Genomic DNA, 26,350 nt, shown 5'->3' with positions numbered 1-26,350 from the left:
GTATGATGGAGGCCCATGAATAACATAACATTTGAGCTGCACCCTGAATTGGCAGCGGACCTCAGGCAGCAGGGGGCGGATATTGAACGCACCCTTAAAATTCTCTCAATCCTTTCAGAACATAAACAGACCGGAACCGAGATGGGTCCGGTAAGTCTCCCTAAAGAGGGGGATGAAAGAATTACGGACCTTGAACAGCTTGAGACTTTGGTCATATCAAAAAACGAAGCAGAGGTTTTCTTTTCAAGATTCTCCATCCCCCCTTCTTTTATTTCAAAGATCGATTTCGATGGAACGTCCTACATATTAAACAAATCGGATCTCTGTAGGCTTGGAATTTACCTTTATCCGTACACAGCCTACGGGGTCCTGAACGGTGGGTCTGCTACAACCTACGGGGACAGCAAAAAAAACGAAGCCCTTTCTCCGGCTGCCTTTTCGCTGCTGCGGGAGGATTTCCTTTCCCATGCAGAACAGTGCAAAAGCAGTCCTAAGGGTATTACCAGCGCTTTTTTCGAGGCCGATGGAAGCCCGGGGCCGTCATTTCTCCTTTTAAAAATGAGGTCCCTCCTCATCCATGCCCTGGAATACCGGCTGATTACCAAAGATTACAAACGGCCCGTACTGCCTTTTTTTCAAATGACCAGCGACAGCACCGATGCAAAACTCAAAACCGCATATGAACAATATCGCAGGGATCCGATCCTGGAGCCCCTGATTGTCGAAACCGGGCTTGATCCTACGGCAGCGCTCAGTGCCAAACAGGGCCTTATCGCAGCCCTCACCCATTCCAGCGAAGGCTTTCCAAGAAGGGTTTTTGACCATGCGTACGGTAAACCGAACCGGGGCCTTGCCCTTCCGGGTGGGCATGGAGAAAACTTCCGGGTCCTTGCACCGGTATACCGGGAACTCCATTCCCAAGGTATCCGCTTTGTGTACCTCGGTAATGTGGATAACTCGGGGTATACCGTAGATCCCATAGAACTCGCCTATTTTGCCCTCAGGGCCCACACGAAGGGAGCCGAGGCGGCCTTTGAGTTTTCCTGGCGGACCCCGGTGGACGTAAAGGGAGGTATTCTGGTTCAGGAACCGGAAGGGAGCCTCACGGTTGGAGAAATCGGCCAGAGAATCAAGGCTGATACGGTTAAAGAGGAAGAAGCTCAAGGAGCCCATGTGCTCTTTAACTGCGCTACGGGCCTCTTTAATTTGGATTACCTCGTAAATAACCTGGAGACTATACCCGACAGGCTCCCTATTCGGGTCTCCGATCAGGACAAGGAGGCGGGAAAATATGCCCAGGCAGAACAGACAACTTGGGAAATTCTTGGCTTGATGAAGCAACCGGAAATCATTGCGGTACGGAAAAACCGCCGCTTTATTGCAGCTAAAATGCTCCTAGAAACCTTCCTAGCCAGTCCGCGAGGTGTTCTTATCGATCATAGCGCTGAAGTTGAATCATCCCTCACAGAAACAAGCAGACTTTTGCGAAAAGGTCTCCAAGATCTTTTAGCCCAAGAATACGGGTTTGTTTCGGTACAGGGCCGGTATGAGCCCCGCCCTGTGGCTGTGCTGAAAGAAGAAATAATCAGAAGGTTCGGTTCTGCCTAGATTGAACTGAGCGGTGTGTTTTCCACACCGCTTGCGATTTTAAGCCTCTTCTAAGGTAACAGCCTTTACTGCCAAGGGCACAGACCGGGGGGGAGCGCTGGAGCCCCGGATGACCAGTTCGGTGGGGAGCACTACCGAGGCGACTGCCCTCCCCTGTATCATGTCTAACACGGCCCGCACCGCATAGGATCCCTTTTTAAGCCCCGGCTGACGGATAGTGGTCAAAGCCGGTTCAGTAATGACTGAGAAGGGAACGTCATCCATACCAGTAACAGTGATATCCTGAGGAATAGTGAGGCCAAGACGCTTACAGGCTACATAGGCGCCAAAAGCCGCAGAATCGCTCATACTCACTATCGCAGTGGGGATTTTATGGCTTAAGAGGGGAAGCAAAGCCTCTTCCGCAGACTCCATGGTCACATCCACAGGAACAACGCGGATATTCGGGCTATGCAGTGAAAGGCCATGGTTCTGCAAGGCCCGTTCAAAACCCGCAAGACGGCGATCTACCGTACGGGATGAATGTTCTTCTGCTGTACCGGGGCCATCACTTTTTAGAGATAGGATGATGACATCCCGGTGCCCCAGCGAAAGAACATAGTTCATCATGGTCTCCGCAGCCACCGTATCATCGATGCCCACATTGGTAATTCCCGAATCGGCGTCCCCGTCGATTGTTACAAAGGGCACGTTCCGCTGCCGGATGAGGGCCGCAATATCGGGGGCTGCCTCTACACCGAGGGAGATAAAACCATCGACCACGGCGTTCCGCACTGCTTGTGAAAGGAAGCCCTTAATGGGGGGCAAAATGGTTAAAAAGAGGTCTTCCTGGTGACACACCGTACCAATACCCCGCAGCACCTCCGAAACATAGGGGTTCCGAAAGGTATCCTGAATTGCCTGGGGTAAAAGTACACCGATAGCTCCAACCCGTTTGCTGGTCATGGTACGAGCTACCGGATCTGGGACATAGCCTTCCCGTTCAGCAATTTCCATAATGCGTTCATAGGTCGAACGGGCAATTTTAGAAGGATCATTAAAGGCAAAAGAAACAGCGGTTTTAGAAACCCCCGCCAGTTCCGCAATACGTTTTATTGTTGGTCTCATAGTAGATTCCAGTGTAATTGCATCTGATAATTTTATAAAGGCCTTTAAGCCAATTTCAAAAATCGGTTACTACGCTTCGCGTTTTGGAATTGGCTTTGCAATTGCTTGCGGTTGCATGCTTTTTCATAGTGAATGCATGCAACCGCTGCGCCAAATCGCGGATTTTATTGCAGTTCTTTCAAAACTCCCTGAGTTTTGAAAAAACTTCCTTTTGCAATAAAAAAGCACCCCGATGCTTTCCACCGGGGTGCCTGAAAGGCGCCGGACAGAATCGAACTGTCGCATAAAGGTTTTGCAGACCTCTCCCTTACCGCTTGGGTACGGCGCCGTAACGGAAACGAATATATCAAAAAGACTAAGCTTTGTCCAGTGCTGAAGAGCAGTGAACTTTAATCAAGCAAGCCCGTTATATCAATGCTTGCCATGAGACTGTTCGGATGCACAGGAAACACAGAGACCAAAAAAATCGAGCCGGTGTCCGCTTATACGCTGACCAAGCAGGGCTTTCGCCTTGTGTTCCAGTTCGGTCTGAACCGGCAGATCCACATCTTCCACAGCGCCGCAGCGGGTACAGAGCAGGTGATAGTGGGGCCTTGTATCCCCATCAAAACGGTCAAAACCGCTGCCCGAATGGAGTACCTGCAGTTTACCTTGGAACGCAAGTATTTTGAGATTCCGATATACGGTGCCTAAACTCAAATCAGGCATTTCAGGTTTCAAGGTCTCATAGATCCATGCTGCGGTTGGATGGCTTTTTGTGCTGCAGAGGAGCGACATAATACGATCCCGCTGACGAGACCGCTTAAATCTGGTCATAAGTCTTTCTCCGTAACAAGATTATTCAGAGGTATGCGGATTTTTTCCCGCACCGGTTCATCCCGATACCCCAAGGGCAATAACAGCGAAATACGCCAGTCACTTCGCGGAAGCTCTAGGATTGAAAGTACAGCTTCTTCGTTATAACCCTCTATGGCGCAGGAGTCAATCCCAAGGCTGGCTGCCATAGTCATCATATACGTGGCTGCAATATAGCCCTGGGCACGGGCCCAGGATTCTATGGAGCCGCTTTTCACAAGAAAATCCCAATAACCTCGGTATTCATCAACAAAAACCCTATAGCCTCCAGGGAAACGTTCTGAACGGGATCGAACAAAGTCCGATTCGGGGTGAAAGGATGATGCAGTTCTGACGGCGATGCTTATAAGGGCTGCGGCGGTTCTGATGTTTTCCTGGGCAAAGCAGGCGTCGTAAAAACGATCCAGGGTCTTCTGGCTGCGGGACACAAAAAATTGCCAATGCTCAAGACCAAAGGAAGACGGTGCAAGCCGGCCCGCCTCTAGAATGAGGAGTAGATCCTGTTCGGGAATCTTCTTTTCTGGGTCAAATCGCTTGCATGCATAGCGCCGCTCCATTGCTGAAAGCACGGCCTGCGCTTCATGGGGTATGTTGGTTACTGTCATTGGGCAAATTCCAGGGCAACTTGAAACATGTTATGCAGGCTCGTCTGCCGTTCCTGGCTCGACATTTCCTTGTGGCTCACATTGGAATCGGAACAGGTGAGAATCGTCAGCGCCTTTTTGTGCAAATATGCCGCATTGCAGTACAGGGCATAGCATTCCATGTCGGTCGCGGCACAGCCCATGCGGGCCCATTTTTTCCAGCCCTCTTCTCCCTGGGCATTGTAGAGGGAAAAAATATCCGAAGAAAGTATGTTTCCTACCCAGAATGGAATGTTGAGACGACGGGCGGCGGCCACCGCCGTTTCCAGGAGTCCGTAATCTGCACAGGGGGCAAAGGTGCCGCCCAGATTATATTGGGCAGCGTAATTTGAATCCGTAGAGGCCGACTGGGCGAATACCAGGTCTCCCACTTCCACGTCAGGGGTAAGGCCGCCGCAGGTTCCAATACGGATTATCCGCTCCACACCGTAGTGGGAAAAGAGCTCATAGGAATAGATACCCATGGAAGGGCCTCCCATGCCGGACCCCATGACCGAAATGCGCTTTCCCTTATAGGTGCCCGTAAAGCCCAACATGCCCCGGACCTGATTGAACTGCACCACATCGGACAGATACGTCTGGGCCACATATTGGGCCCGCAGCGGATCACCCGGCATCAGTACCGTAGGTGCAATCTGTCCCGGCAGGGCGCTGTTGTGGGGGGTCCCCCGATCTGGTGCGTAAATGTGCATATGGTGCTCCATAAACTAGTTCTCCTTTAGCTCCGGCCCTTATCATAGGGCTGACCGACAGCCCGGGGTGCATATTCCTTGCCGCTAAAAATAACCAGGGTTATCAGAGTAATGAGATAGGGCATGACACTGAAAAATTCGCTGGGCAAAAAGCGCAGCGAGGGGATATTAACCATGTAAATTGCCAGGGCTACGGAGGTGCCAAAAAGAAGGGAAGATCCCAGCACCCCTTTGGGAAGCCAGCGTCCAAAAGAAACCGCGGCGAGGGCAATAAAGCCCGCCCCATTAATGGTATAGACCGTATATTGAATTGTCTGGGTCAGCACAAGACTGCCTCCCGCAAGGCCCGCCAAGGCTCCAGACAAGATGACCGCAATATAGCGAGTAGCTTCCACATTGATGCCCGCCGAGGCGGCCGCCTGGGGATGCTCGCCGCAGGCCCGGAGCCGCAAGCCGAAGGGCCGCTTGTACAGCATATACCAGGCAAGAAGGAGCACTGCCAGGGCAATCCAGGCGGTGGGATATATTCCGCCCCAGCCCGGCAGCATGCCGAGCCTAAAAGGTTCGGTCCGTTCCTGTCTGAAAATTATCTGGCACAGGAAGACCGTAATTCCCGTAGAAAGAAGGTTTATACCCGTGCCGGATACGATTTGATCCGCCCTGAGGGTAATGGATGCAAAGGCGTGAATAACCGAAAAAAGGGCTCCGGCAAGCGTTGCGAGGACCAGGGCAAGGGGGATTGAAAGCGGGAAACTCTGCTCTAAAAGCACATGGGTTGTGGCGGCTGCAAAAGCCCCGATACCCATGAGGCCTTCCAGGGCAATGTTTGCAACGCCGGATCGTTCGCTGATAAGCCCGCCCACCGCTGCGATCAGGATGGGGGAAACAATCATCAATATAGATGGAAGCATTTGTATCAGTACATTCATTCGATTACCCTTCCTTTCCGAGCCTGTTCTTTCATACGCCATTCCATGAGCATCCTGAAGCCCGCCCGTAAAGAAATAAAGACGACCACAAGACCCATAATAATGGCGGTAATTTCTTTGGGAATCTGCCGGGACTGCATGAGGGGCTGGGCAGACTTGAGCATGCCAAAAAGGAGTCCCGACAGGGCGGTCCCCCAGGCGGTGCTGTTGCCAACCAGGGCAACCGCGATACCGTCAAAGCCGTAGCCGTCGAGCCCGCCGAGTACCCGGCCATAAGTAAAGGAACCCAGGGCAACTACCGCACCGGCAAGACCCGCAAAGGCCCCTGATATGGCCATGGCGGTGGTAATGCTGGCATTTACATTGATGCCCGCATAGCGGGCAGCTTCTTTATTGAGGCCCGTGGCGCGAAGTGAAAAACCAAGCCGTGTTTTTCCGATTACGATCCAAAAGAAAATAATCGAAATAAGGGCAAGGTAAAAACCGTAGTTCAGACGGGACCCGTTGGTGAGCTGTTCCAGCAGGGGGCTTGCAAGCCGGGCAGTCTGGGGATAGGTCGGAGTCCGGTAAGTATTTGCCCCAGGGATCATCATGGTGAGGACCCGGGACGTAAAATAGGCCACATAGTTCAGCATGATGGTGGCCACCACTTCGGACACGCTGTATTTTGCCTTAAGGATCCCCACAATGCCTCCCCAGAGGGCTCCAATCGCTATGGCCGCCAGGATCGCCAGCATCCAGTGTACGAAGGGAATTTGGGGACCGAAAATGGCTACAAATTGGGCTGCCGTAAGGCCTGCAACATATTGGCCTTCGGCGCCGATATTAAAGAGGCCGGTGCGGCCCGCAAAGGCTACCGAAAGCCCGCAGAGAATTAAGGGCAGGGACATGACAAGCCATTCACCGATATACCGGGCATTCCAGGTTCCCCGGCCGAGATCCCAGCCAGTAAGGACTTGGGTAATGGCCGAATACATACCCGAAGGATTCCTTCCTACAAGCATGACCAAGAACGTTCCAACCAAAAATCCCAAAAGGACGACCACGATAGAAACCATGGCCTCCGAACGGGTGATAACATCGAGTATCCGATCAGCAATATTCGATTTTCTGGCGCTACGCATGGGCGCCTCCTTCCATCGCGACTCCTGCCATCATGGCGCCGATATAGCGTTCCTCCGCATCTTCGGCATTGACAATGCCGACCACTTCTCCCTTGGAGAGGGCCGCAATCCGATCGCAAAGATTTAATACTTCGTCCAGTTCAAAGGAAACAAGGAGTATAGCCCGCCCCTTGTCCCGTTCTTCCACAATACGGCGGTGGATATATTCTATGGCGCCAACATCGAGCCCCCGGGTTGGCTGGGCTACGATGAGCAGTTCCGGCGACAGGTCGATTTCTCTGGCTATCACCGCCTTTTGCTGGTTACCCCCCGACATGGACTTGGCAGGGGTAGCCGCACCGCTTCCGGCTCGAATGTCGAATTCGGTGATGAGCCGTTGTGCATGTTCGCGGATCGCATCAAACTGCAGAAAGCCCCACCGATTGGAAAAAGGGGCACGGCGAAAACTTTTAATAATGAGGTTTTCATCAATACGGAAATCGAGTACAAGGCCATGTTTATGCCGGTCCTCCGGTACAAGGCCGACACCGCTTTCTATCCGGTCCCGTATACGGCTGTGGCTGATATCCTTGCCTCTCAGGAGCACCCGGCCTGATTTAACCGGCAGCAACCCCGCAATGGCTGCCACCAGCTCCGACTGGCCGTTTCCGTCTACGCCGGCTATACCAACAATTTCGCCAGAACGGACTTCGAGGTTCAAGGATCGAACAGCGGGAACACCTTTCGGCCCCATGACCGTAAGGTTTTCTAGTTTAAGAACCACCTGTCCTATACGGGGCGGCTGTTTATCAATCTTAAAGCTCACCGTTCGGCCTACCATCATTTCGGCGAGCTGGGTTTCGCTTGTTTCTTTTACATCTACAGTGCCGATGTATTTCCCCCGCCTGAGTACTGTACAGCGGTCGGCGGCGGCCTTTATTTCCTTGAGCTTATGGGTGATGAATACGATTGTTTTCCCTTCGGCTTTGAGCCGCTTAAGAATTTCGATGAGTTCGTCGATTTCCTGGGGGGTAAGCACCGCGGTGGGCTCGTCAAAAATCAGAATGTCTGCATCGCGGTACAGGATTTTTAGGATTTCTACCCTTTGCTGCATGCCAACCGTAATAGACTCTATACGGGAGCGGGGATCGACCGCAAGACCGTACTGGTCCGAAAGTTCCTGCACCCGTTTTTCCGCCCGCCTGACATCCAGGTTGCCAAGCCGGTTGCGGCTTTCCAGCCCCAGGACTATGTTTTCGGTTACGGTAAAATTATGGACCAGCTTAAAATGTTGATGAACCATACCGATTTTTAGGGCCGTGGCATCGTTCGGGTTGCGGATCCGGACCTCCTTACCCCGTATTTTGATATGCCCGCTGTCCGCCTCATACAGGCCAAAAAGAATGGACATGAGGGTAGATTTGCCCGCACCATTTTCACCCAGGAGGGCATGGATTTCTCCCTGGGCGACCTGAAAATGAACATGGTCATTGGCGATAACCCCGGGGAAAATCTTGGTGATATCGGTCATTTCTATTGCAAAGTTTTCCATATGGGACCTCATCCACCACTATACCGTGAAATGCTTAAAAAAGCAAAAAGCCGGCGTCTTACCGGACGCACCCGGCATTGGGTACAACCAGTAAAACGCCGGCCCTCGGGACGCTGCAGATCCGTCCCTGCAGCATCAACCCATGCCTATTGGCTCATGCTTATTGAGAGTCCTTGGCCTGCAGATTGGTGGGGAAGCCAGGAAGCTTTTTAGCATCCGCATAGGTAGCGGCAACCTTGACTTCGCCGGCTACAATCTTTGCCCTGACAGCTTCGACCTGGCTTACAATATCCGCACCGAGGTCGGGATTCTTGGTGGAGAAACCCACACCGCCAGCCTTGGTATCCAGGACAACCACGCTGCCCTTGAAGGCGCCGCTCTTAACAGCTTCGAGGCCGTACTTGGTGGCGGTCTCGACCCGCTTGAGCATGGAGGTAAGAACTGCGGACTTGCCTTCCGCATAGAGGCCGTCTTCATACTGGTCAGAGTCTACACCAATGGCCCATACATTCTTTCCCTGAGAGCGATATTCTTTAGCCTGTGCAATGGTGCCGTTTCCGGTACCGCCGGCGGCGGAGAAGATGGCATACACACCGGAATCATACCAGTTCTTTGCCTGGGCTTTTGCCAGTTCGGGCTTACCCCAGTCATTGGCATAATAGTCCACAATCTGGGCGTCGGGCAACACCGACTTGATACCCTGGACATAGCCAACTTCGAACTTGGTAATAACCGGGCCAGGAATACCGCCGATAAAGCCGAACTTGGGATTCTTAATACCATCGGCCTTAGCTTTGAGGGCTGCGGCAACACCGACCAGGTAGGAACCTTCATGCTCGGAGAAGGTAACCTGCATAACATTGGGAGCGTTAACCCAGTCAACATCGACAATCATGTATTTTTGATCGGGATATTTGGGAGCAACTTCACCAAGCGCATCGGCCCAGGTAAAGCCGGTCACGACGATAAGGTCATACTTTTCGTCCGAAGCTTGCTTGAGGTTGGGGATATAGAGGTCCTGGGTTTGGGCGGTAACCACATCGTAGGCCTTACCCTTCTGGGTTTGGTTTTCCCAGGTATCGCCGTAAAATTCAAGGATACCCCGCCATGCAGCGGCATTAAAAGACTTGTCATCGATGCCGGTAGCATCGGTCAAGAGACGAACGGTAACCGCAGGCTTTTCCGCGCTAGCAGCGGGAGCAGCTTTCTTGGCATTGCAGCCGAAAAAAGTTACGGCGGCTACGGCTACGAGAGCAACGATTGAAAATTTCTTCATTCTGGTTTCCTCCTGATTGAAGTACTGTAACAATAGTAAGCTTTCCTTGAAAGGTCAAGGCAGAGTGCGTGCTGGGTTAACGAACACTGTTGCGAAACTTTTGCTGTACCCTTTGCATGCGGCTGGGACGGCTCCTAGACCATAAGCGGGCGGGCGGTATAGAATGGAGCACCATGTATAAAACGGGACTGACGGTTGGCAAATTCGCTCCCCTGCACCGGGGTCATCAGCATCTTATAGAAACAGCCCTTGCGGAAACCGAACACCTTATTGTGGTGGTTTACCAAGCGAAAAGCGTAACCCCCATTCCCTTAGAGGTGAGAGCAGGCTGGATCAGAACACTATATCCTCAGGCAGAAGTTTTGGAAGCCCCGGATGCCCCGGAAATTTCTGGCAACAGCCCAGAAATCCGCAAAATACACGAAGAATTTCTCCGGTCATTTATGGCGGGCAGAAAAATTGATGTGTTTTTTTCAAGCGAAGCCTATGGGGACTGGGCAGCCAAGGTATTGCACTGCGATCACCGGGTGGTAGACCGGGAACGTATCCGGGTTCCGATTTCTGCCACCGACATTCGGGCAAACCGGGAAGCCTATTCTCATTTCCTTGATCCGATTGTACTTGCGGATTTAGAAAAATACGGCGATACGGTGAGGACGTTCTGATATTTGAAAGAGGCTCACCTTATAGTTCTTTTGGATAGCGCCAAGGTTCGCCGCTTCTGCTCCGCAGCAAATACCAAGTTTGACCTGCTGCATCGGTTTCTTCGCCTTCAATAATCCCCGGATGCAGGTGTACCTTGCCCCCGCCGCCGGGTAGATCCACCGCAAAAACCGGAAGTCCCAAGCCGGAAATAAGATTGGTGAGTTCCTTATAGATGAACAAAGCCCGCTCAAGGTTTACCCTGAAATGGCTGGTTCCCGGGGCTAGATCTCCCTGGAAAAGATAATAGGGAGTGGCCCCAAGATTAAGCAGTTCCCGGAACAGCTCTGCCAGCACCTGGCCCGAATCGTTCACACCCCGCAGCAGCACTGTTTGCGTATGGACAGGGATACCCGATTCGATCAGGCGGCCCAGGGCAGCGCGGACATCCTGGGCCAGTTCTTGGGGATGATTGATATGGAGTATCAGTCTTAGGGGCCGATAAGCGCGGAACAGCCTTACCAAGCCGCCTGAGATTCGTTCCGGCGCCATAATGGGCATACGGCTTCCCATACGGAGCAAAATGCCGGGCCTTGCGGCCCGGAGGGCAATAAAGAGTCGTTCCAGTTTCTCATCACTGCCCATGAGGGGGTCTCCCCCGGAAACCAGGACTTCCCGTACTTCCGGATGAGAAACCAGATAGGCCTGTATGGGTTTTAGTTCCTCGTCGGTAATAAAACCCTGCAGGGTCGATGTCCAGGACCGGCGAAAACAGTGGCGGCAATAGCCGGCGCAGGTGCCGTTAGCTAAAAGCAGCACCCGGTCATGGTATTGGTGTACAAGCCGGGGAGCGACACGGTAACGCGCTTCGCCCAGGGGATCATCGAGCTCATAGGGCAAAATGCGGTCTTCTTCAGGGCTTGGGAAAAACTGCCTGCGGATTTCGGGGGCAATACCAGCGGCACAGGCCAGGTTTGCATAAAAGGGAGTCACCGCAAAGGGAAGTATTCCTTTAGCTTTAAGACTCTCCACAAAGGCCGTTTCTTCCGCGGTGACCGTCGCGGCCAGTTCCGGAGGAAGATCGTTGATACGGGTGAGAAGCTTCATATAAGGTGATTCATCCGTTCCCGTTTGGTTTTAAGGTATTCTTCGTCATAGGGGTTCGGTGGAATAACAATGGGTATCCGGTCCACCACCAGCACCCCTTCCCTCTTCAGTTTCTGTATTTTGTCGGGATTGTTGGTCATGAGGGCCACCGACTTGATGCCCAAGAGTTCAATGATTTTAGCGGCCACCGAATATTCCCGGCCTTCGTCGGGGTAGCCAAGATACAGGTTCGCTTCCACCGTATCAAGGCCCAGGTCCTGGAGTTGGTAGGCCTTTATTTTGTTCAGGAGCCCTATACCCCGCCCTTCCTGTTTCATATAGATGACCGCGCCGAATTCCTGGCCGTTAATGTAAGAAAGGGCCGCTTCGAGCTGGTCCCGGCAGTCGCAGCGGAGGCTGCCGAGGACGTCTCCTGTATGGCACTGGGAATGGACCCGGAGGGGAACCCGCTCTTTGCCATCCACAGTTCCCTTGACAATGGCGGTATGCTCCTTGTCGTTTTTTGCGTCGTAAAAACCATAAAGGGTAAAATGGCCAAAACGGGTCGGCAGGTCTGCGTGGGCTACGAGTTCCACACAGCAGGGGCCCGCATCTTCGCAATAGGTGTTGCGGCCCCGGCAATAGTGTTCTTCCAGTATAAAATCCGGTTTCCCGGTTAGTTTTTTTTCGAGCTCTTCCCGGCTGACCGCCTTTTCACAGGGCTTATCCAGGTTGACTGCATCCATAGCTGACTCCTTCACCCTGCTGCTGTGCCTTGGGCCTGGCGGTTCAACCGGAGGTTCAAGCAAAAGCAACAGAGCTTCGCCTGAACCTTAATATACTAAAACTTGTGGGTATAGGAAAGGGCAATGCGGTTAAAGTACCAGTAGGGGGCTTCGTATTCCCGGGTCTCAAAGGAGCGGTTCCGGGTGGTAGCATCGGTATAATCCCGGGCCATTTTGAACTGGACGAGCATCAGGAGGCTGTCATTTTTACCAAGCTGGAAATTGGTGAGGCTTCCAAGCTGCCAGAACCGGAAATCCGATCCCCATCCGCCAGAAGCCATGGTGCTGTAACCCCGAACGTCACCGATCCATTCCTCACTTTCCGCCATAAAGCCTACGAAATTAACTTTGAGAGGCATCTGATAGCCGAGAATATAGGTACCGTAGAATTTGGCGCCGTTAAAGTTTTCCCCCCCATCGGCTTCGTAAAGCCAGGCTTTTCCGTCAGCTGCGCCGGTATAGGCCTTGTACTCCACCTTGCCAACAGCCTGAACCACCACATGGTTCCAGTTCCCTGGCATAAGGGCAGCAAGATCAAACTGGAAGGTTCCAGAACCCCAGACCCGCCAGACAAGGCCGCCGAATGGGGTAAGTTCAATACCGGATACATTATTGTCCGCAGGATTTAAGCCCAGCCCCTGGAAGGGTCCCGCGGTCCAGCCTGTACCGAGAGCGGCGCCGCCGGTAAACACCAGGAATGCAATGGGCGTTAGAGAGACCTGGCCAACAGCGTTAATGGAAACGGGAGAAAGTTCCAAGGTTGCCTTGCCGCTCAGGTTGTTATCCTTCATAAGCCCTGAGCCTGTGAGGAAGGGCATGGAATCGCTGTAGGAAAAGGCAACCTTGGCTTCGGCGCCGCCCCAGGTGGATCCCAGGGTTCTGAGCGCACCCGGCGCGTCCTGGCCTTCCAGGGGCGTGTAGGTTATGGGGGCAAAACCGCTTGCCTGATAACCGGCCAGGTTGGGGATGTAGTAAGCGGCCAGGAAATTCATGGAAAGCTCACCGGCGTTTACCTGGGCGAGCAGTCCCACCGCTGCCAACACACTGAATAGTACTCGTTTCATAGACATCCTCCTTTCCTTTAATTATTTACCGCTCTTCCATCATCAGGGTGGCCATAACCTTGGCATCCCCGATGATGTTTTCGATGAGGGCGTATTCATTAGGTTGATGAGCACTTTCATGGAGCCGGCCCCAGACTACCGAGTCTATGCCAATGTTCCGCAAAAAGGCGCCGACGGTTCCGCCGCCAATGCCGATAGGCCGGGTCTCCACACCGTAAACCCGGTTAACCGCCTGGGATAGGAAGCGTACCAGGGGTGCATCTGCACTGGTAGCTTTGGATTCTACCCGCTGGAGTATTTCGTAGCTTATCTGGACATGGCGCTTCGCGGCCACTTCGTTCATAATTCGTTCTACTTCGGCAAGGACATCCTTGAGTGGATATTGGGGCAGGACCCGCATATCCATATAAAAGACATCATCCCCGGGGATAGTATTCACATTGGGCACATTGGCTTCGTGCTTTGTCGGTTCAAAGGTAGAATAGTCCGGATCAAAGAGGCTGTCCCTGGCGGCAAAACGCCGGGGAAGTTCATCGTGGAGCCGCACCGCTAGTTCGCAGGCCGCCAGGTGTGCATTGGCTCCCTGGTCTGGCCGGGACCCATGACACTGTTTGCCGGCGGTCTTAAGTTTAAGCCAGAGCAGGTTCTTTTCGGCCACCTCTATGGTTTCGCCCCTTTCGTCGCCCCCATCGGGGATAACGACCATATCATCGCTCCGGAACAGGTTTCGGTTCGCTAAGAGCCACTGGATGCCATATTCGCTTCCCATTTCCTCGTCGGCCACAAAAAGGAGCTTGACCGTATGGGGGGGCCTTATTCCCTGTTGAACCAACGCCAAGGCTGCCAGCACGGAAGAGGTCAGCCCCTGCTGATTGTCTTCCACACCGCGGCCAATGAGGCGGCCATCTTTAACGACAACCTGCCAGGGGTCGCTCTGCCAGAGGGAAAGCTCACCCGGAGGTACCACGTCGGTATGGCTCATGATCCAAAGCCGCTTGGTATCGCTGGCCCCCGGAATGGTCGCGATAAGGTTGGGTCTCACCCCGCCCTTGGCGCGGCTATCCGGCGCATCGTGCCGTTCAAGCTGGGTAATACCGTGGGCTATAAGCCAGGCTTGGAGGGCTTCTACTTTTTCAAGCTCCCCTTCCCCGCCAGAATCGGGAGATATGGCCGGATGCTTGCAAAGCTCGGTCTCCAGTTCTATCAGGGTATCGGTGCTGGATTCGATATAGGAATAAATTTTATCCATCATTAGGTTCCTTTATAATCTCATTTTTAGAGGCCAGCTTTTTTCCGGTAAACTTCCCAGCTGGTGCGGACCAGGGTATCCACATCGGAATACCGGGCGGTCCAGCCGAGAAGTTCCTTGGCAAGCTGAGCCGAAGCGGTTAGTTTTGCCGGATCTCCAGGCCTGCGACCAACGATTTTTGCCGGAATGGGCCGGCCGGTAATCTTTCGGGCCGCGTCGATAATCTGGAGGACCGAAAGACCGCTTTCGCTTCCCAGGTTCACGGTAAGGCTCTTGTTATGTTTTACCAGGTAATCCAGGGCTGCCACATGGCCGACTGCCAGGTCGTTGACATGGATGTAATCCCGCACCCCCGTACCGTCGATGGTGTCATAGTCGTTGCCGAAAACTTGTACTTCGCTCCGCATTCCTGCGGCGGCTTCCATAACCACAGGGAGCAGGTTGGCCGGGTTCCGCTCAAGACCGGTAATGCGGCCTTTTACATCGTAGCCCGCAGCGTTAAAGTACCGGAGGGCGGCAAATTTTATTCCCTTGAGCTTGTCGTACCATTTGAGGAACCGCTCGATTTCCAGCTTCGTAAAGCCATAGTAGTTTTCCGGTTCCGTAGGATGGTTTTCATCAATTGGAAGATATTTGGGTTCTCCATAGGTTGCGGCAGAGGAGGAGAACACCACATATTTAATACCTGTCGCGCAGGCTGCGTTCAGAATATTGATGGTGCCGCTTATATTGTTCACCGAATATTTTTCCGGCTTGAGCATAGATTCTCCGGCGGCCTTAAAAGCCGCTAGATGGATGAGGGCGTCGAAACCTTGGGCCATAACCCGTTCCAGAGCCGGGGCATCCATAATATCACCCTTAATGAAGGTTTCTTCGGGGAATAGGTTTTCCTCGAGGCCGCTGGAAAGATTGTCTAAGACCGTAACCTGGTGTCCCTGGTCCAGAAATTCCCGACATACATGGCTGCCGATATAACCGGCACCGCCAATTACCAGAATTTTCATGTGCTACTCCTCTCTACTTCTAAGCCTGTCGAACTGTCTCCAGTTCCTGGGCAATCTGTTCCCATTGGGTTGTAAGTTCATCAATCTTTTGTAGTATACCATTAAGCTGGCTTTGAACATCCCGTACTTTTGTACCATCTGAATAGACTTCGGGCCTGGCAAGGTCCGCTTCTAAACGGGCCTTTTTGGTCTCCGCCTCTTCTAGGCTGGCAAGCAGCTCCGCCTCTTGCCGCTCAAGGCGCCGGATTTGGGCCTGGCGCTGTTTTTCTAGTTCACGGTACACTGCTGCACTTCGTGCAGCTTGCGCACTCTGTGTGGCTTGCCCGATTTGCGCGGTGGCGACACTCTGCGAAGTACCGAAACCCGCGATGGGTCGGGATGAAGAGCGAGAGCCTGGGCCAGAAGCCGGGGCTTCGGTCTTGCCCTCCGCTTCCGCAGCAAGCCGCTCAAGGTAATAGGCATAGTTTCCGTAAAAGAGCCGGGGCCGCCCCTGGTTCAATTCCAGTGTTTTGGTGGAAAGGGCCTCCATAAATGCCCGGTCGTGGGATACAAAGACGACGGTCCCCGGATAAGCCCTAAGGGCATCTAAAAGGACATCCTTGGAGTGGAGGTCCAAGTGGTTGGTCGGTTCGTCGAGAATAAGGAGGTTAACCGGATGCAAAAGCAGCCTCAGGAGGGCAAGTCTGCTTTTTTCACCCCCTGAAAGCACCGAAAGGGCTTTGTACACATCGTCGCCCCGGAAAAGAAAGGCGCCGAGCATGTCCCGCAGTTTGGGTATCAGTTCCAGGGGAGCCTCGGCTTCCAGGGTTTCCAATACTGACTGGGAACCTGTCATGGTTTCCGCCACATCCTGGGAGAAATAACCTACAGAAACACCGGAGCCGAGGCTCAGCTGGCCCTCGTAATCGGAATCGATGCCGGCCAGGATACGGAGCAGGGTTGATTTACCGGCCCCATTCCGGCCGACCACGAGGAGTTTTTCTCCCGCCTCCACCACAAGATCGACGCCGTACAGGGCCTGGCGGCTGCCATATTTTTTCCCCAGGCCTTGCAGGGTCATCACAAGCCGGCCGGAATGGGGCGGCGGCGGAAAAGAAAAGTGTATCTTTTTAAGCGACTCGGGTATCTCGATCCGCTCCATTTTTTCAAGCCGTTTGACCCGGTCCTGCACCATGGCGGCCTTGGAAGCGTTGTACCTGAACCGACGGATAAAGTCTTCAGTTTTTGCAATCTCTTCCTGCTGGGCTTCGTAGCGGGCAAGGAGGCCTTCCAGTTCTACCTTCCGAATCCGTTCATAGTTGCTATAGTTGCCCGCATAACGCTTCAGGGAGCCCTGAAAAAGCTCGTATACTTCGTTCACCGTTACATCAAGAAAATAGCGGTCGTGGGACACGAGGAGATACCCGCCCTTAAAATCCTGGAGCCAGGATTCGAGCCAGGAGCGGGCTTCGATATCCAGATAGTTGGTCGGTTCGTCCAGAAGCAGAATGTCTGGAGCCTCCAACAAAACCTTGGCCAGGGCGATACGCATCTGCCAGCCCCCGGAAAATTCATCAACAGGCCTATCCAGATCGGTTTCGGAAAAACCAAGACCGGTGAGCACCATGGCAATCCGCTGGGATCGCTGGTAGTATCCGGAATTCTCTATCGTTTCGTGAAGGCGATGGTGTTCCTCAAGGAGCTGGGCGGTTTGCTTGGTATCACTTTTAGACTGCTCCAGTTGGGCTCCGAGCTCGTCCATGCGTGCTATAAGTTTCTGAATGCCAATAAAGGCAGTCTCGGCCTCTTCCCGCAGGGTTTTAACTGAGTGCACAATGCCAGACTGGGGGAGATAGGATAGGCGGCAGCCCCGCTGAACAGCCCGTTCTCCAGAATCCGGATGTATCTGACCGGCGATTACCTTCATCAAGGTAGACTTCCCCGACCCATTGGCTCCTGCCAGGGCGGCGCGGCTGCCTGCGGCCAGATTCAGGGAGACATCCTTAAGGATATCCCGGTCGCCAAAGGCAAGGGAGACCCGGGTAAATTGCACAAAAGCCATGGTTTACTGCTCCGCCGCGGGGAAGTATAGGATGATGGGCGATGGGGAGCGCTGAAGCACCGAAACGCCTGAAAGGGAAGCGGGGGGAAGATATTCCAGGCGCAGGCCCCGGGGCTCAATCTTGTATAAGAAATTCACCGCCAATGGAGCTTTTGCATCACTGCTTGCAGGGTTAAAGTAGAGTGTCAGGGCGCCGTCATAGGTAGTACGGATACTTTCCCGGATAAAGAGCCGCAGGGCTACGGTACCAGAGGTCCCGGCTGTAATGGGAATAATCCGCGGTACAAGGAGGTCAAAACCTTCCCAGGTAAAGGTGCCATCCTCCGATAAAACGAGCTGGCCATAGTTCTCGCTGTGGAACCGCGGTCCCTGTTCGCAAATGGTCTGGAGCAATTTAAGCCGCCGCTCCTGCTCCTGGGCAATGAGGTCGCCTACCGGCTGGGGAAGGGTGACAAATAGGCTAGTCCGCAGCCCGCCGGTCTGGCTCCCAGCCTGTCCCGCAGAGGCCTGGTTTGCGGCGGTCTGCCCCGCAGCGGTCTGGTTTGCAGAGCCTTGGCCCGTGAGAGGCTGGTATTGGAGCGCCAAGAGGTTTTCATTCCTGAGGGTTACAATGAGCGGAGTGCCTTCGAAACGCCAGCTTTGGGTATCTACTTTTGTGATAGAACTGTAACTGTAGGTTTTATCAAAATCGGGAAGGGAAAGGCGTATAACACCGGTGTCCGGATTGGGGAAAAAGCCGTACTGGTCTGTAAAGTTGTCCAGATCTATCATCTGGGCATCGACCATGTCTTTATACCAATCGGGGTACCAGGTTTTGCTGACCACGGTTTCCAGTGCGGGATCTTCCGCCGGCTGGGTGGTATTTCCCTGGGCAACCGCAACGGCCTTTCCCGCTTCTATTTCGAAAATCCTCAGCCGGTAGGAAAAGCAGTACCCTACCGTGCCGTCGTCGGTAAGCACCTGAAGCCAGTCTCCGGGGAGGGGGGTTGAGCCGCTCATGGCAGGGTTTCCCTGGGCCTTGGCAAGAATTTTAATTACCTGTCCCTGTCTGAGGCGGTACACCCGGCGGGCTCCATTATCTGGTTCGGCACGGACCGGGAGCCCATCCTGCAGGGTTTCGGCATAAAGGCTGGCATAGGCGGCAAATTGCTTTGCAAACGCGGAAGCCTTGGTTTTGCTTGGGAAAAACTGTATCTGCCAGAGGGGCACTTCTGTCTTATCAATAATCGGATCGCCTTTTTTTTCGGGCTTTAATTGATATTCTTTCGGAATGCCAATGACATACACTGAATCGATATTGGATTTTATATAGACAGGGACGAGGGTGCCCGATGGTATGGACGGATTTTCCACATTCCACAAAAGGACCCCCCATCCTGTAAGCCTTGAACAGGAGCCAAGGATAGATAAAAAGAGGGTGACCATGCAGAGGGCCCTAAACAACCAATTTGGTTTTTCCCGGCTTACAATATACATACTTATCACTACCTTTATCTTGTTATGAGGGCCGACTAAAATATGCTCATTTTTTGCCGTTCCCGATTATATATCGCCGACGCGATTAATTATTCAGCAAACGGTTTGCTGCCCAGGTACATACTAGCAGACGAAAGCGGTCATGGGCAACAAGGTCATCTTCCAGTATAGCCTGGGAAAAGAGATATACCGCCATATCCTTTGTATCACCGAGATAGGTGAGGATCCAACGGGAAAGGGGCTGTCCATCATAAGCGTTGGTAAAGCGGCCTGCCGCTTCTTTTAGTTCCTTAATGGCGGTCTTTATCTTTTGGGTATATTTGCTGCGTTTTCTGCTGGCTATACTTTCAGTGATTTCTTCTATTTCGTCCTGAGCAAGGGCATTAGCCAGAGCAGGATCTTCCCTATACTGTACAAGGAGAGGATAAAAACGCTCCATAATACCGACAATACCTGCAATGGAAAGAACAACCTCGTCCCGAAGATAGGGGGGAGGATTTTCCTCCCGCAGCAGATCTAGTAAAACCTGGATTGATTCGGAGGAACCAAAGGTCTCTAAAGCTGAAGCCCCCATAATACGGATGCGGGGGTTTTTAGTTGTTTTGATGTATTCCTCTATTTTGACCCGGGATTCGGTGTCTCCAAGACGGGCCAGGGCGAGCATAGCTTCTCCGACCAGCATGTAGTCTTCGGCGGTAAAAAGGGTTCTCAGCAGCGGGATGGCTCGGCGTACGCCATGGTTTCCAAGAATGCGGCAGGAAATATAGGCAGTAGTATAGGGGTTGTTCTGCACATCCTCCAAAAGGGCATCCTCTGCCTCGGAATTCAGGGTTTCCAGGGCCTCAATAGCCCGAAGGGCTTCGATACGGACAGAAAGCCGGGGCGACCTGAGCCGGTCCAAAAGCTCCGTAAGTGCTACCGTGCTGGGCATATCGTGCAGGGCTTCCAGCACTTCGTGTTCTTCCTGGACACTGCGGGATTTTTCGAGCCGTTCAAGCAGCGTCAGGGCCCGCAGGTCCCTAAATGAAAAAATCACCCCCAGGGCTCCCCGCAGGGGGAGCGCTCCGAGACGGATCAGTTTGCGCTGCCAGAACAGCACCACTAGTAATAACAAGGTAAGACTCGCAAAAAGAATCCGAAAGGCGAGCACCGGCGCTATTCCTGCATCAACCAGGGTGTCCAAAAAAAGCCCTGCCGCAAAGGAACCCGCCGCACCGGCGATACCATACACGATATAATAAAGGATCCCCAGGTCGAGCATGTCCGTGGGACGGATAAGCCCAAAAAAATAGGTCTGGGCCACACCCTCGGTGCCTGCAAAGGCAAAGTTGACCACAAAAAACAATAGGGCCAAAAAAAGCGGTATTGCCCAAGGATGGACTGAACCTACAAAGGGAGACAAGAGGGCTGGCAAAAGGCCAATGACGGCAGCGAAGGTATAGGTAATATAGAGCGGTTTTGCACCGACCCGGTCCACAAGAAGGCGGGTGAGCAGTCCAATAGCTAGAGCCCCCAGACTGCCAAAAACGGAATAAAGAGAGACCATGCCATCTCCCTGATGGTAGACGCTCCTGCTGTACACCACAATAAAGGCCCGGGACACAGATGATATAAGGCTGAGGGCTAAAAAAATGATGATAAACCGACGAAAGGGGGCGCGGCGCAGGGCCCGGCGGACCACCGCAAAAAATTCTTCCCGTTTGCCTTCCTCTTCTGCTGGTGGTTCAGGTATCCGGTACAGCATGAGGCTTCCGATAACACCTGAAATAATACCGATAGACATCAGGATGGCATAAATCATGAGGGGAGGCTTACGGCCTAAAAGCAGGGCTATACCGAGACTGGTAAACATGGAAACCGCACTGGCAATAACCTGAATATGGGTCATATAGGCACCCCGATCAGGTCCTGCGGCCATTTCGTTCAGAACAGGGTTATTGCCGATCATACCAACACCGCGGCTTGCATGAAAGGCAAAAACGCCGATCATCATGAGCCCCAGGGCTATGTCATTCCTGCCGACCCGGTCAAAAAAGGGGGCAATGACCAGGGGTATCATGACCAGGTACCGGGTAAGCCAGGCGGTTGCAAAAACCTGCACAATAGGCAAACGGCGCACCAGGATTTTCCCTACGGGCATAAAAAAGAAGGCGGTAAAAACAAAGGCGTTTAAGACACCGATAACAGTCGACGTGGCGCCAAGGCGCAGGGCATAGAGGGTAATGACACTGCCCGACAGGATAGTAAACGAAAAGGAGTTAAAACCATTAAAAACATTGTATAATTTACGGAACTTTTTCAGTTGATAGGGCGTAAGCTGGCCGGTCATACTGTATATTCTAGCTGTTTAAGCCAGGGATTTACAAGAGAACAGGGACCGGCTTTTAAAATAACATCAAATAATAAAAACCCTTGTAAGCACAATTCTAAATCCATTATAGTGTAAAGAGATGCCTATAATGCAAGGAGGAAAAGAAATGGACAAAATAAAGGCCAGTATTCTCCTTGTAGAAGACGACGCCATTACTGCCCTTATGGGAAAAAACCAGCTTGAACGCTATGGTTATGAGGTCCATCATGTAAAAACAGGAGAAGAGGCGGTAGCCACGGTGGCAGAACAAAAGCTGCCAGTGGATTTAATTTTGATGGATATAGATTTGGGGCCCGGCATCGATGGAACCGAAGCGGCGGCGCAAATTCTTGCCATCAAGGATATGCCCGTATTATTTTGTTCATCCCACAATGAACGAGAAATAGTTGAAAAAACAGAAAACATAAGCGGCTACGGCTATGTGGTAAAAAACTCAGGCATCACAGTCCTGGATGCGTCCATCAAAATGGCCCTGAAACTTTTTACATCCAAAATGGAACATCTAAAAACGGAGAAAGAACGGCAGAGACTATTAGGCTACCTGGAAAAGGCTCTGGATGAAATATACATTTTTAATGGCCGGGACTTACATTTTGAGTATGTTAACAACGGGGCAATCCGAAATCTGGGCTATACTTTTGATGAATTAAAAACTATGACCCCCATAGACATAAAACCAGAATACACAGAAGCAAAGTTTCGGGAATTCATCCGCCCCCTTATCGAAGGCCGCCAGGAAGAACTGCATTTTGAAACAGTGCATCGCCGCAAAGACGGAAGCACCTACCCGGTAGAAATACACCTGCGATACAACCCCGGTCCGGATGGGGGAACTTTCTCTGCTTTTATCATGGATATTTCGGAACGCAAACATTCAGAAGAGGCGCTGCGGGAAAGCGAAGCCCTGTTCCGGCATGTTTTTGAACAGCACAAGGCGGTAAAACTGCTCATTGATCCAGAGGATGGCCGCATTTTAGACGCAAACCTTGTGGCGGTAGAATTTTACGGCTGGAGCCGGGAACAGCTCTGTTCTATGCACATCCAGGAAATTAACACCCTGTCTCCAGAAGCTGTCGCAAAGGAAATGGCAAAAGCAGTAGAAAACAAACGGAACTATTTCCAGTTTAAGCACCGCCTGGCCGACGGCTCGGTCCGGGATGTGGAGGTCTACAGCAGCAAGCTGGAAATGAGAGGCAAAGCGGTGCTCCACTCGATAGTCCATGACGACACGGACAGAAAACGGGCGGAAGAGGCCCTTAAAAAGCAGCTTGCCGAGAAGGAGATCCTTCTCCGGGAGGTGCATCACCGGGTAAAAAACAATATGGCGAATCTCATGGCCCTCTTAAAGTTTCAGGCCAACGAGACAGCAAATGCCGAGGTCCGCCAGGGCTTAGAGGAGGCTATCGCCCGCACAGAAAGCATGCAGAGTCTCTATGAAAAACTCCTCCTATCAGGAGAATACCGGGAAATTTCCATGAAGAACTACTTAGAGGACCTGGTGAACTCTATTTTGGAAATATTCACCTTTCATTGCGCTGTAACCCTGGAAATGAATATTTCCGACATTCCATTGGACATTAAGCGGGCGGGAATTATCGGAATCATAACTAACGAACTGTTAACCAATACCCTTAAGTATGCTTTTGCGGACCGAACAACGGGAACTATCAGGATAAGCCTTGAAAAAACAGAGGATCAGATTCGCCTTGTTATTAAAGATGACGGACCAGGCTTTGACGCCCAGAGCCTTATGAGTAAGTCCACAGGCTTTGGCCTTACCTTAGTGAATATGCTTGCAGAAGAGCTTAAGGGAAGCTTTACCATGCAGAATGACCACGGCACCATAAGCACTGTTCAGTTTCCATTATAGCCCTTACTCTATAGCCCTTACTCAGCCCCGCCTAAATAAGCAATAAGGGCGGCCCTGCTTGGCTGGCCCGTCCGTTTCAGTAGAGAGGATACCCGGTTAGAAATGGTGCGGGCAGAACAGCCCAGCTGGCTTGCAATTTCTTTGTCGCTTAACCCCTGGAGCAGGTACTCCACCACTTCCCAATCCCGTTCAGTGGGTTTTATGTTCGCCAGACGCTCTCGCCAGGAGCCCCGATCCTTTCGCGGTAGAGAATCGCCCTTGCGAAGGGCCTGCAGAATCCGCTCTTCCATACGTTTCTGCTTTTGTTCCATCAGCAAACGGAGAGATCCAATTTTGGCCACCAGTTCATCAATATAAAAGGGTTTCTGGATAAAGTCCACCGCACCGGTACCAAGGGCTCGTTCACGGATCGTCGGTTCCTGGTTAGCGGATATAAATAAAAAGGGAATAGCAGCAAAGCCAGGTTCTGCAAGAAGCCGCTCTCGAAAGGTAAGGCCATCCATGGGATACATGATAAGGTCCGAAATGATAAGGTCAGGCTCAAGCCCATGCTGTATTTTTTCTAGAGCCTCCGCCCCCGATGAAGCGCTGTGAACCGCAAAGCGTGATGAAAGCACATTACTCAGCATGTTCCTGGTATCTTCATCGTCTTCGACCAGGAGAATGACGGTCTGTTGATGAAATTTCCTGTCTGTTTCGCCCTGTATCTGTTTATCTGGGGCAATCTCTCGGGAACTTTGGGCCTTCTGACACTCTTGGGATTTCTGCGACTGGGGCAGGGAAACCAAAAAACTCGTCCCCTTACCCATTTCGCTTACGACCCGTATGGTACCACCGAGAAGGTTTACTATTTCTGCAGAGAGGGGGAGCCCAATACCGAAACTGCTTACTCCCGGTCCCTGGGCCCGGGACGCGGCGGCATGGCGGGTAAAAAGCATTGCCTGCTGTTCTGCGGGGATGCCTGGGCCTGAATCCTGGACTATAAACGTAATGAATCCATTCTCCGGCGGCATTATACGAATACGCAATTCCCCCTCTGGGGGGGTAAATTTAATCCCGTTAGACAGTAAGTTGAGCACCACCGTTTCAAGGAGCACCGGATCGGTATGGGCCACAGAGGGCATTTCGGCGGCTTCGAGCTCGAAGCGGAGCTTTTTTTTCTCCGCTTCAGCAGAAAAGAGGGCCATATATTTTTGGAGATAGACCTGCATGTCTACGGGCTGCAGAAGGGGCTTCACCATCCCTGTATCAATTTTAAGCACATTCAAAAGCTGTTCCGACAAATGTTTGAGCCGGTCGCAGTTCCTGCGAATAAGGGCAAAAACCGGTGCATCATACCGGAGCTCTTCGCCATAGAGACCTTTTTGGATCCCATCTATCGGGGTGATGATAAGGCTTACCGGGGTGCGCAGTTCATGGCTTGCGGCGGCAAAAAACCGGGACCGCTCTTCATCTAGCTTTTGGAGATGGCTGTTCAGTTCTTCCAGGTTTTTAGTCCGCCGGTATTCCCGGGCAAAACGCCGGGCCAGCGCCAGGGACTGAAAGAGGATAAACAGAAGCTGGGCAAGGGTGATAAGCGATACGGTCGGCAGAAAAAGCCGGGTGAGCAAGAGGTCATTGAGACCCCCAAGGACAAAGATGCTGAAACTGAGGAGGAACAGCCCCGCATCCTCTGCGCCGGATCTGCGAGCCCCCTCCAGCACCGCCAAGGTAAGGGCAAAGAGAAGGAGCCAATAGATTTGTATTCCGATGAGGGTGCCAATAAACCATGGTACAGGTAAGAACAAGACAGCGAGGTTCGAACCAAGTCCTATAGCTGTAAGCCCCAGGGTAATAGGTTTGGGCCAGCGGTAGGGACCAAAGAGGACTGAAAAGAACCGGATATACAGCGGTGCCAGCACATACAGGCTCAGGTATTCGATACGAACCAATAGATTCCAAGAAAGTTTTGGGAAGAGGAGTAGAAGGATTTTTTCTCCCGTAACGAGCTGTCTAAAAACAAAGGCAAGGCATATCAAGGCAAAGAGCAGCAGGGCCTGATTTTTTCTGCGGTACAGGTAGAGGATAAGATAAAAGAGGAACACGATAAAAAAGATCCCCGCCATAGCCGCGTCCCGAATTAAAGCCCGGTCACGGCGGCCTAAAAGCTCATCTTTGCTGCCGAGCTGTATGGGCCCCCATATGCCCCCGCCGTTGGTATCCTCATAGTTGGATACTTTAATGGTCAGCTTAACCTGGTCGGGCAGGTTTGGAGGGATTTCGAGATACAAGGGAGCCACCATAGGCACATGGGCTGCCGGATCGGGACTGTAAGTCCCCTGCCCTCCGATTAATTTGTCATCAATATAGACTTCACAGGCTGTTCCAATTTCCCCGATGCGGAGCATGAGGGGCGGCCGAGCTTCAGGGGGCGGCAAAGTAAGGAGCCTCTCGTAGCGGCCATAGCCAAGGGCAGGAATGGCTTTGCCGTACAAGATCCAATTGCTCGGAACCAAAACGGTCATAGGATTTCTGTCCTGAAAACTAAATAGCCAGCGGTCTTGAAGCGGGATAACATCTACCTGAGCAGCACTTGTTTCGAAAACTGCGGTCAGTATAAAAAGGGCAGTAAAAAATATTCGCCCCCTTCGATAATGCAGCAGGTCAATCATATTGCTATAGTACCATAGATTTGTGGATACTTTGGATTTTTTAAGATTTTAGCCAAGACTGGTTCCCTGGGAAAAAATACTTAGGGCCTGTGACATTTTTCCTGGTAGGCAATAATAAAAACCGGGGGCATGCTGTTTATACAACCGAATAGAGGAGGCCACTTATGAAACCAGCTTCGTTCTTCCGTCTTTTTGTACTCGCAGCAATCGCAACAATCGGCTCCGTGCTGATGCTTATATCCTGTTCATCCCCCTTTGACCAGCTTTCCAGCCCCATAAATATCGAAGAAGAAACCAATTTGTCCAGGGCAGTGGTAAATCTTGCCATTACGTCAGTCAGTCCTG

21 protein-coding genes and 1 tRNA gene are annotated in these 26,350 nt (G+C 52.3%); 4 read left to right on the top strand and 18 right to left on the bottom strand.

The annotated features are described in order from the left end of the window. Positions 1 to 15 precede the first annotated feature (15 nt). A complete protein-coding gene (locus Q7P68_RS02310) occupies positions 16 to 1,608 on the top strand; it encodes a UTP--glucose-1-phosphate uridylyltransferase (RefSeq protein WP_304222307.1) in 1,593 nt (530 codons plus the stop codon). A 39-nt stretch (positions 1,609 to 1,647) separates the two neighbouring features. Here Q7P68_RS02310 and Q7P68_RS02305 read toward each other — a convergent pair whose 3' ends face one another. From Q7P68_RS02305 to Q7P68_RS02265, 9 genes are all read right to left on the bottom strand, one after another. Continuing rightward, on the bottom strand, positions 1,648 to 2,715 hold the full coding sequence (locus tag Q7P68_RS02305; RefSeq protein WP_304222303.1) for a LacI family DNA-binding transcriptional regulator: 1,068 nt from the start codon (positions 2,713 to 2,715) through the stop codon (positions 1,648 to 1,650). A gap of 256 nt (positions 2,716 to 2,971) precedes the next feature. After that, positions 2,972 to 3,043, bottom strand: a tRNA-Cys gene (locus Q7P68_RS02300). A gap of 83 nt (positions 3,044 to 3,126) precedes the next feature. Continuing rightward, positions 3,127 to 3,531 carry a Fur family transcriptional regulator gene (locus Q7P68_RS02295; RefSeq protein WP_304222301.1) on the bottom strand — a complete coding sequence of 135 codons (405 nt, stop codon included), beginning with the start codon at positions 3,529 to 3,531 and terminating at the stop codon, positions 3,127 to 3,129. Further along, positions 3,528 to 4,175 (bottom strand): NAD(P)H-dependent oxidoreductase, encoded by a 648-nt coding sequence (locus Q7P68_RS02290; RefSeq protein ID WP_304222299.1) that lies wholly within the window; start codon positions 4,173 to 4,175, stop codon positions 3,528 to 3,530. Before Q7P68_RS02290 ends, Q7P68_RS02295 begins: the two co-directional genes overlap by 4 nt. Beyond that, entirely contained in the window at positions 4,172 to 4,906 is a 735-nt protein-coding gene (gene deoD / locus Q7P68_RS02285) for a purine-nucleoside phosphorylase (RefSeq protein WP_304222296.1), read from the bottom strand. The genes Q7P68_RS02290 and deoD overlap by 4 nt, the downstream gene beginning before the upstream one ends. Positions 4,907 to 4,932: 26 nt before the next feature. Then, a complete protein-coding gene (locus Q7P68_RS02280) occupies positions 4,933 to 5,835 on the bottom strand; it encodes an ABC transporter permease (protein WP_304222294.1) in 903 nt (300 codons plus the stop codon). Further along, the gene (locus Q7P68_RS02275) at positions 5,832 to 6,959 is read right to left on the bottom strand and encodes an ABC transporter permease (protein WP_304222291.1); all 1,128 of its coding nucleotides are present in this window, start codon (positions 6,957 to 6,959) and stop codon (positions 5,832 to 5,834) included. Before Q7P68_RS02275 ends, Q7P68_RS02280 begins: the two co-directional genes overlap by 4 nt. Further along, the gene (locus Q7P68_RS02270; protein WP_304222289.1) at positions 6,952 to 8,490 is read right to left on the bottom strand and encodes an ABC transporter ATP-binding protein; all 1,539 of its coding nucleotides are present in this window, start codon (positions 8,488 to 8,490) and stop codon (positions 6,952 to 6,954) included. The genes Q7P68_RS02275 and Q7P68_RS02270 overlap by 8 nt, the downstream gene beginning before the upstream one ends. Before the next feature lie 160 nt (positions 8,491 to 8,650). Continuing rightward, positions 8,651 to 9,766, bottom strand: a complete 1,116-nt coding sequence (locus Q7P68_RS02265) for a BMP family lipoprotein (protein ID WP_304222287.1) — start codon at positions 9,764 to 9,766, stop codon at positions 8,651 to 8,653. Positions 9,767 to 9,882: 116 nt separating this feature from the next. Here Q7P68_RS02265 and Q7P68_RS02260 point away from each other — a divergent pair, with 116 nt between their 5' ends. Then, positions 9,883 to 10,431 carry an adenylyltransferase/cytidyltransferase family protein gene (locus tag Q7P68_RS02260; RefSeq protein ID WP_304222285.1) on the top strand — a complete coding sequence of 183 codons (549 nt, stop codon included), beginning with the start codon at positions 9,883 to 9,885 and terminating at the stop codon, positions 10,429 to 10,431. 19 nt (positions 10,432 to 10,450) lie between these two features. Here Q7P68_RS02260 and Q7P68_RS02255 read toward each other — a convergent pair whose 3' ends face one another. From Q7P68_RS02255 to Q7P68_RS02220, 8 genes are all read right to left on the bottom strand, one after another. Next, positions 10,451 to 11,515 carry a KamA family radical SAM protein gene (locus Q7P68_RS02255; RefSeq protein WP_304222283.1) on the bottom strand — a complete coding sequence of 355 codons (1,065 nt, stop codon included), beginning with the start codon at positions 11,513 to 11,515 and terminating at the stop codon, positions 10,451 to 10,453. Then, the gene (ribA, locus tag Q7P68_RS02250; RefSeq protein ID WP_304222280.1) at positions 11,512 to 12,240 is read right to left on the bottom strand and encodes a GTP cyclohydrolase II; all 729 of its coding nucleotides are present in this window, start codon (positions 12,238 to 12,240) and stop codon (positions 11,512 to 11,514) included. Before ribA ends, Q7P68_RS02255 begins: the two co-directional genes overlap by 4 nt. A gap of 95 nt (positions 12,241 to 12,335) precedes the next feature. Further along, a complete protein-coding gene (locus Q7P68_RS02245) occupies positions 12,336 to 13,343 on the bottom strand; it encodes a hypothetical protein (RefSeq protein ID WP_304222277.1) in 1,008 nt (335 codons plus the stop codon). A 25-nt stretch (positions 13,344 to 13,368) separates the two neighbouring features. Continuing rightward, positions 13,369 to 14,595, bottom strand: a complete 1,227-nt coding sequence (locus tag Q7P68_RS02240; RefSeq protein WP_304222275.1) for a M20 family metallo-hydrolase — start codon at positions 14,593 to 14,595, stop codon at positions 13,369 to 13,371. Between the two features lie 23 nt (positions 14,596 to 14,618). Beyond that, positions 14,619 to 15,596 carry a UDP-glucose 4-epimerase GalE gene (gene galE, locus Q7P68_RS02235; RefSeq protein ID WP_304222274.1) on the bottom strand — a complete coding sequence of 326 codons (978 nt, stop codon included), beginning with the start codon at positions 15,594 to 15,596 and terminating at the stop codon, positions 14,619 to 14,621. Positions 15,597 to 15,615: 19 nt separating this feature from the next. Beyond that, positions 15,616 to 17,637: an ABC-F family ATP-binding cassette domain-containing protein gene (locus Q7P68_RS02230; RefSeq protein WP_304222271.1), complete on the bottom strand. Its 2,022-nt coding sequence runs from the start codon at positions 17,635 to 17,637 to the stop codon at positions 15,616 to 15,618. A gap of 3 nt (positions 17,638 to 17,640) precedes the next feature. Next, entirely contained in the window at positions 17,641 to 19,113 is a 1,473-nt protein-coding gene (locus Q7P68_RS02225; protein WP_304222268.1) for an SH3 domain-containing protein, read from the bottom strand. A gap of 85 nt (positions 19,114 to 19,198) precedes the next feature. Further along, complete coding sequence (locus Q7P68_RS02220) at positions 19,199 to 21,442, bottom strand: MFS transporter (protein WP_304222265.1); 2,244 nt, start codon at positions 21,440 to 21,442, stop codon at positions 19,199 to 19,201. Between the two features lie 148 nt (positions 21,443 to 21,590). Between Q7P68_RS02220 and Q7P68_RS02215 the strand changes: the two genes are divergently transcribed. Next, on the top strand, positions 21,591 to 23,354 hold the full coding sequence (locus Q7P68_RS02215; protein WP_304222263.1) for a PAS domain S-box protein: 1,764 nt from the start codon (positions 21,591 to 21,593) through the stop codon (positions 23,352 to 23,354). A gap of 17 nt (positions 23,355 to 23,371) precedes the next feature. Here Q7P68_RS02215 and Q7P68_RS02210 read toward each other — a convergent pair whose 3' ends face one another. Further along, a complete protein-coding gene (locus Q7P68_RS02210; protein ID WP_304222261.1) occupies positions 23,372 to 26,005 on the bottom strand; it encodes an ATP-binding protein in 2,634 nt (877 codons plus the stop codon). A gap of 164 nt (positions 26,006 to 26,169) precedes the next feature. Between Q7P68_RS02210 and Q7P68_RS02205 the strand changes: the two genes are divergently transcribed. Then, positions 26,170 to 26,350, top strand: a 181-nt coding sequence (locus Q7P68_RS02205; protein ID WP_304222259.1) for a hypothetical protein, incomplete at its 3' end; no start/stop codon positions are given.

It is taken from the genome of Gracilinema caldarium, from assembly GCF_029265695.1.
Lineage (GTDB): Bacteria > Spirochaetota > Spirochaetia > Treponematales > Breznakiellaceae > Gracilinema > Gracilinema caldarium_A.
This window is presented reverse-complemented; position numbering and strand designations above follow the sequence as displayed.

Excerpts from the sequence above, each read along its gene's own strand:
- Q7P68_RS02310 (WP_304222307.1), top strand. The coding sequence starts at position 16 with ATGAATAACATAACATTTGAGCTGCACCCTGAATTGGCAGCGGACCTC.
- Q7P68_RS02305 (WP_304222303.1), bottom strand. The coding sequence starts at position 2,715 with ATGAGACCAACAATAAAACGTATTGCGGAACTGGCGGGGGTTTCTAAA.
- Q7P68_RS02295 (WP_304222301.1), bottom strand. The coding sequence starts at position 3,531 with ATGACCAGATTTAAGCGGTCTCGTCAGCGGGATCGTATTATGTCGCTC.
- Q7P68_RS02290 (WP_304222299.1), bottom strand. The coding sequence starts at position 4,175 with ATGACAGTAACCAACATACCCCATGAAGCGCAGGCCGTGCTTTCAGCA.
- deoD (WP_304222296.1), bottom strand. The coding sequence starts at position 4,906 with ATGCACATTTACGCACCAGATCGGGGGACCCCCCACAACAGCGCCCTG.
- Q7P68_RS02280 (WP_304222294.1), bottom strand. The coding sequence starts at position 5,835 with ATGAATGTACTGATACAAATGCTTCCATCTATATTGATGATTGTTTCC.
- Q7P68_RS02275 (WP_304222291.1), bottom strand. The coding sequence starts at position 6,959 with ATGCGTAGCGCCAGAAAATCGAATATTGCTGATCGGATACTCGATGTT.
- Q7P68_RS02270 (WP_304222289.1), bottom strand. The coding sequence starts at position 8,490 with ATGGAAAACTTTGCAATAGAAATGACCGATATCACCAAGATTTTCCCC.
- Q7P68_RS02265 (WP_304222287.1), bottom strand. The coding sequence starts at position 9,766 with ATGAAGAAATTTTCAATCGTTGCTCTCGTAGCCGTAGCCGCCGTAACT.
- Q7P68_RS02260 (WP_304222285.1), top strand. The coding sequence starts at position 9,883 with ATGCGGCTGGGACGGCTCCTAGACCATAAGCGGGCGGGCGGTATAGAA.
- Q7P68_RS02255 (WP_304222283.1), bottom strand. The coding sequence starts at position 11,515 with ATGAAGCTTCTCACCCGTATCAACGATCTTCCTCCGGAACTGGCCGCG.
- ribA (WP_304222280.1), bottom strand. The coding sequence starts at position 12,240 with ATGGATGCAGTCAACCTGGATAAGCCCTGTGAAAAGGCGGTCAGCCGG.
- Q7P68_RS02245 (WP_304222277.1), bottom strand. The coding sequence starts at position 13,343 with ATGAAACGAGTACTATTCAGTGTGTTGGCAGCGGTGGGACTGCTCGCC.
- Q7P68_RS02240 (WP_304222275.1), bottom strand. The coding sequence starts at position 14,595 with ATGATGGATAAAATTTATTCCTATATCGAATCCAGCACCGATACCCTG.
- galE (WP_304222274.1), bottom strand. The coding sequence starts at position 15,596 with ATGAAAATTCTGGTAATTGGCGGTGCCGGTTATATCGGCAGCCATGTA.
- Q7P68_RS02230 (WP_304222271.1), bottom strand. The coding sequence starts at position 17,637 with ATGGCTTTTGTGCAATTTACCCGGGTCTCCCTTGCCTTTGGCGACCGG.
- Q7P68_RS02225 (WP_304222268.1), bottom strand. The coding sequence starts at position 19,113 with ATGTATATTGTAAGCCGGGAAAAACCAAATTGGTTGTTTAGGGCCCTC.
- Q7P68_RS02220 (WP_304222265.1), bottom strand. The coding sequence starts at position 21,442 with ATGACCGGCCAGCTTACGCCCTATCAACTGAAAAAGTTCCGTAAATTA.
- Q7P68_RS02215 (WP_304222263.1), top strand. The coding sequence starts at position 21,591 with ATGGACAAAATAAAGGCCAGTATTCTCCTTGTAGAAGACGACGCCATT.
- Q7P68_RS02210 (WP_304222261.1), bottom strand. The coding sequence starts at position 26,005 with ATGATTGACCTGCTGCATTATCGAAGGGGGCGAATATTTTTTACTGCC.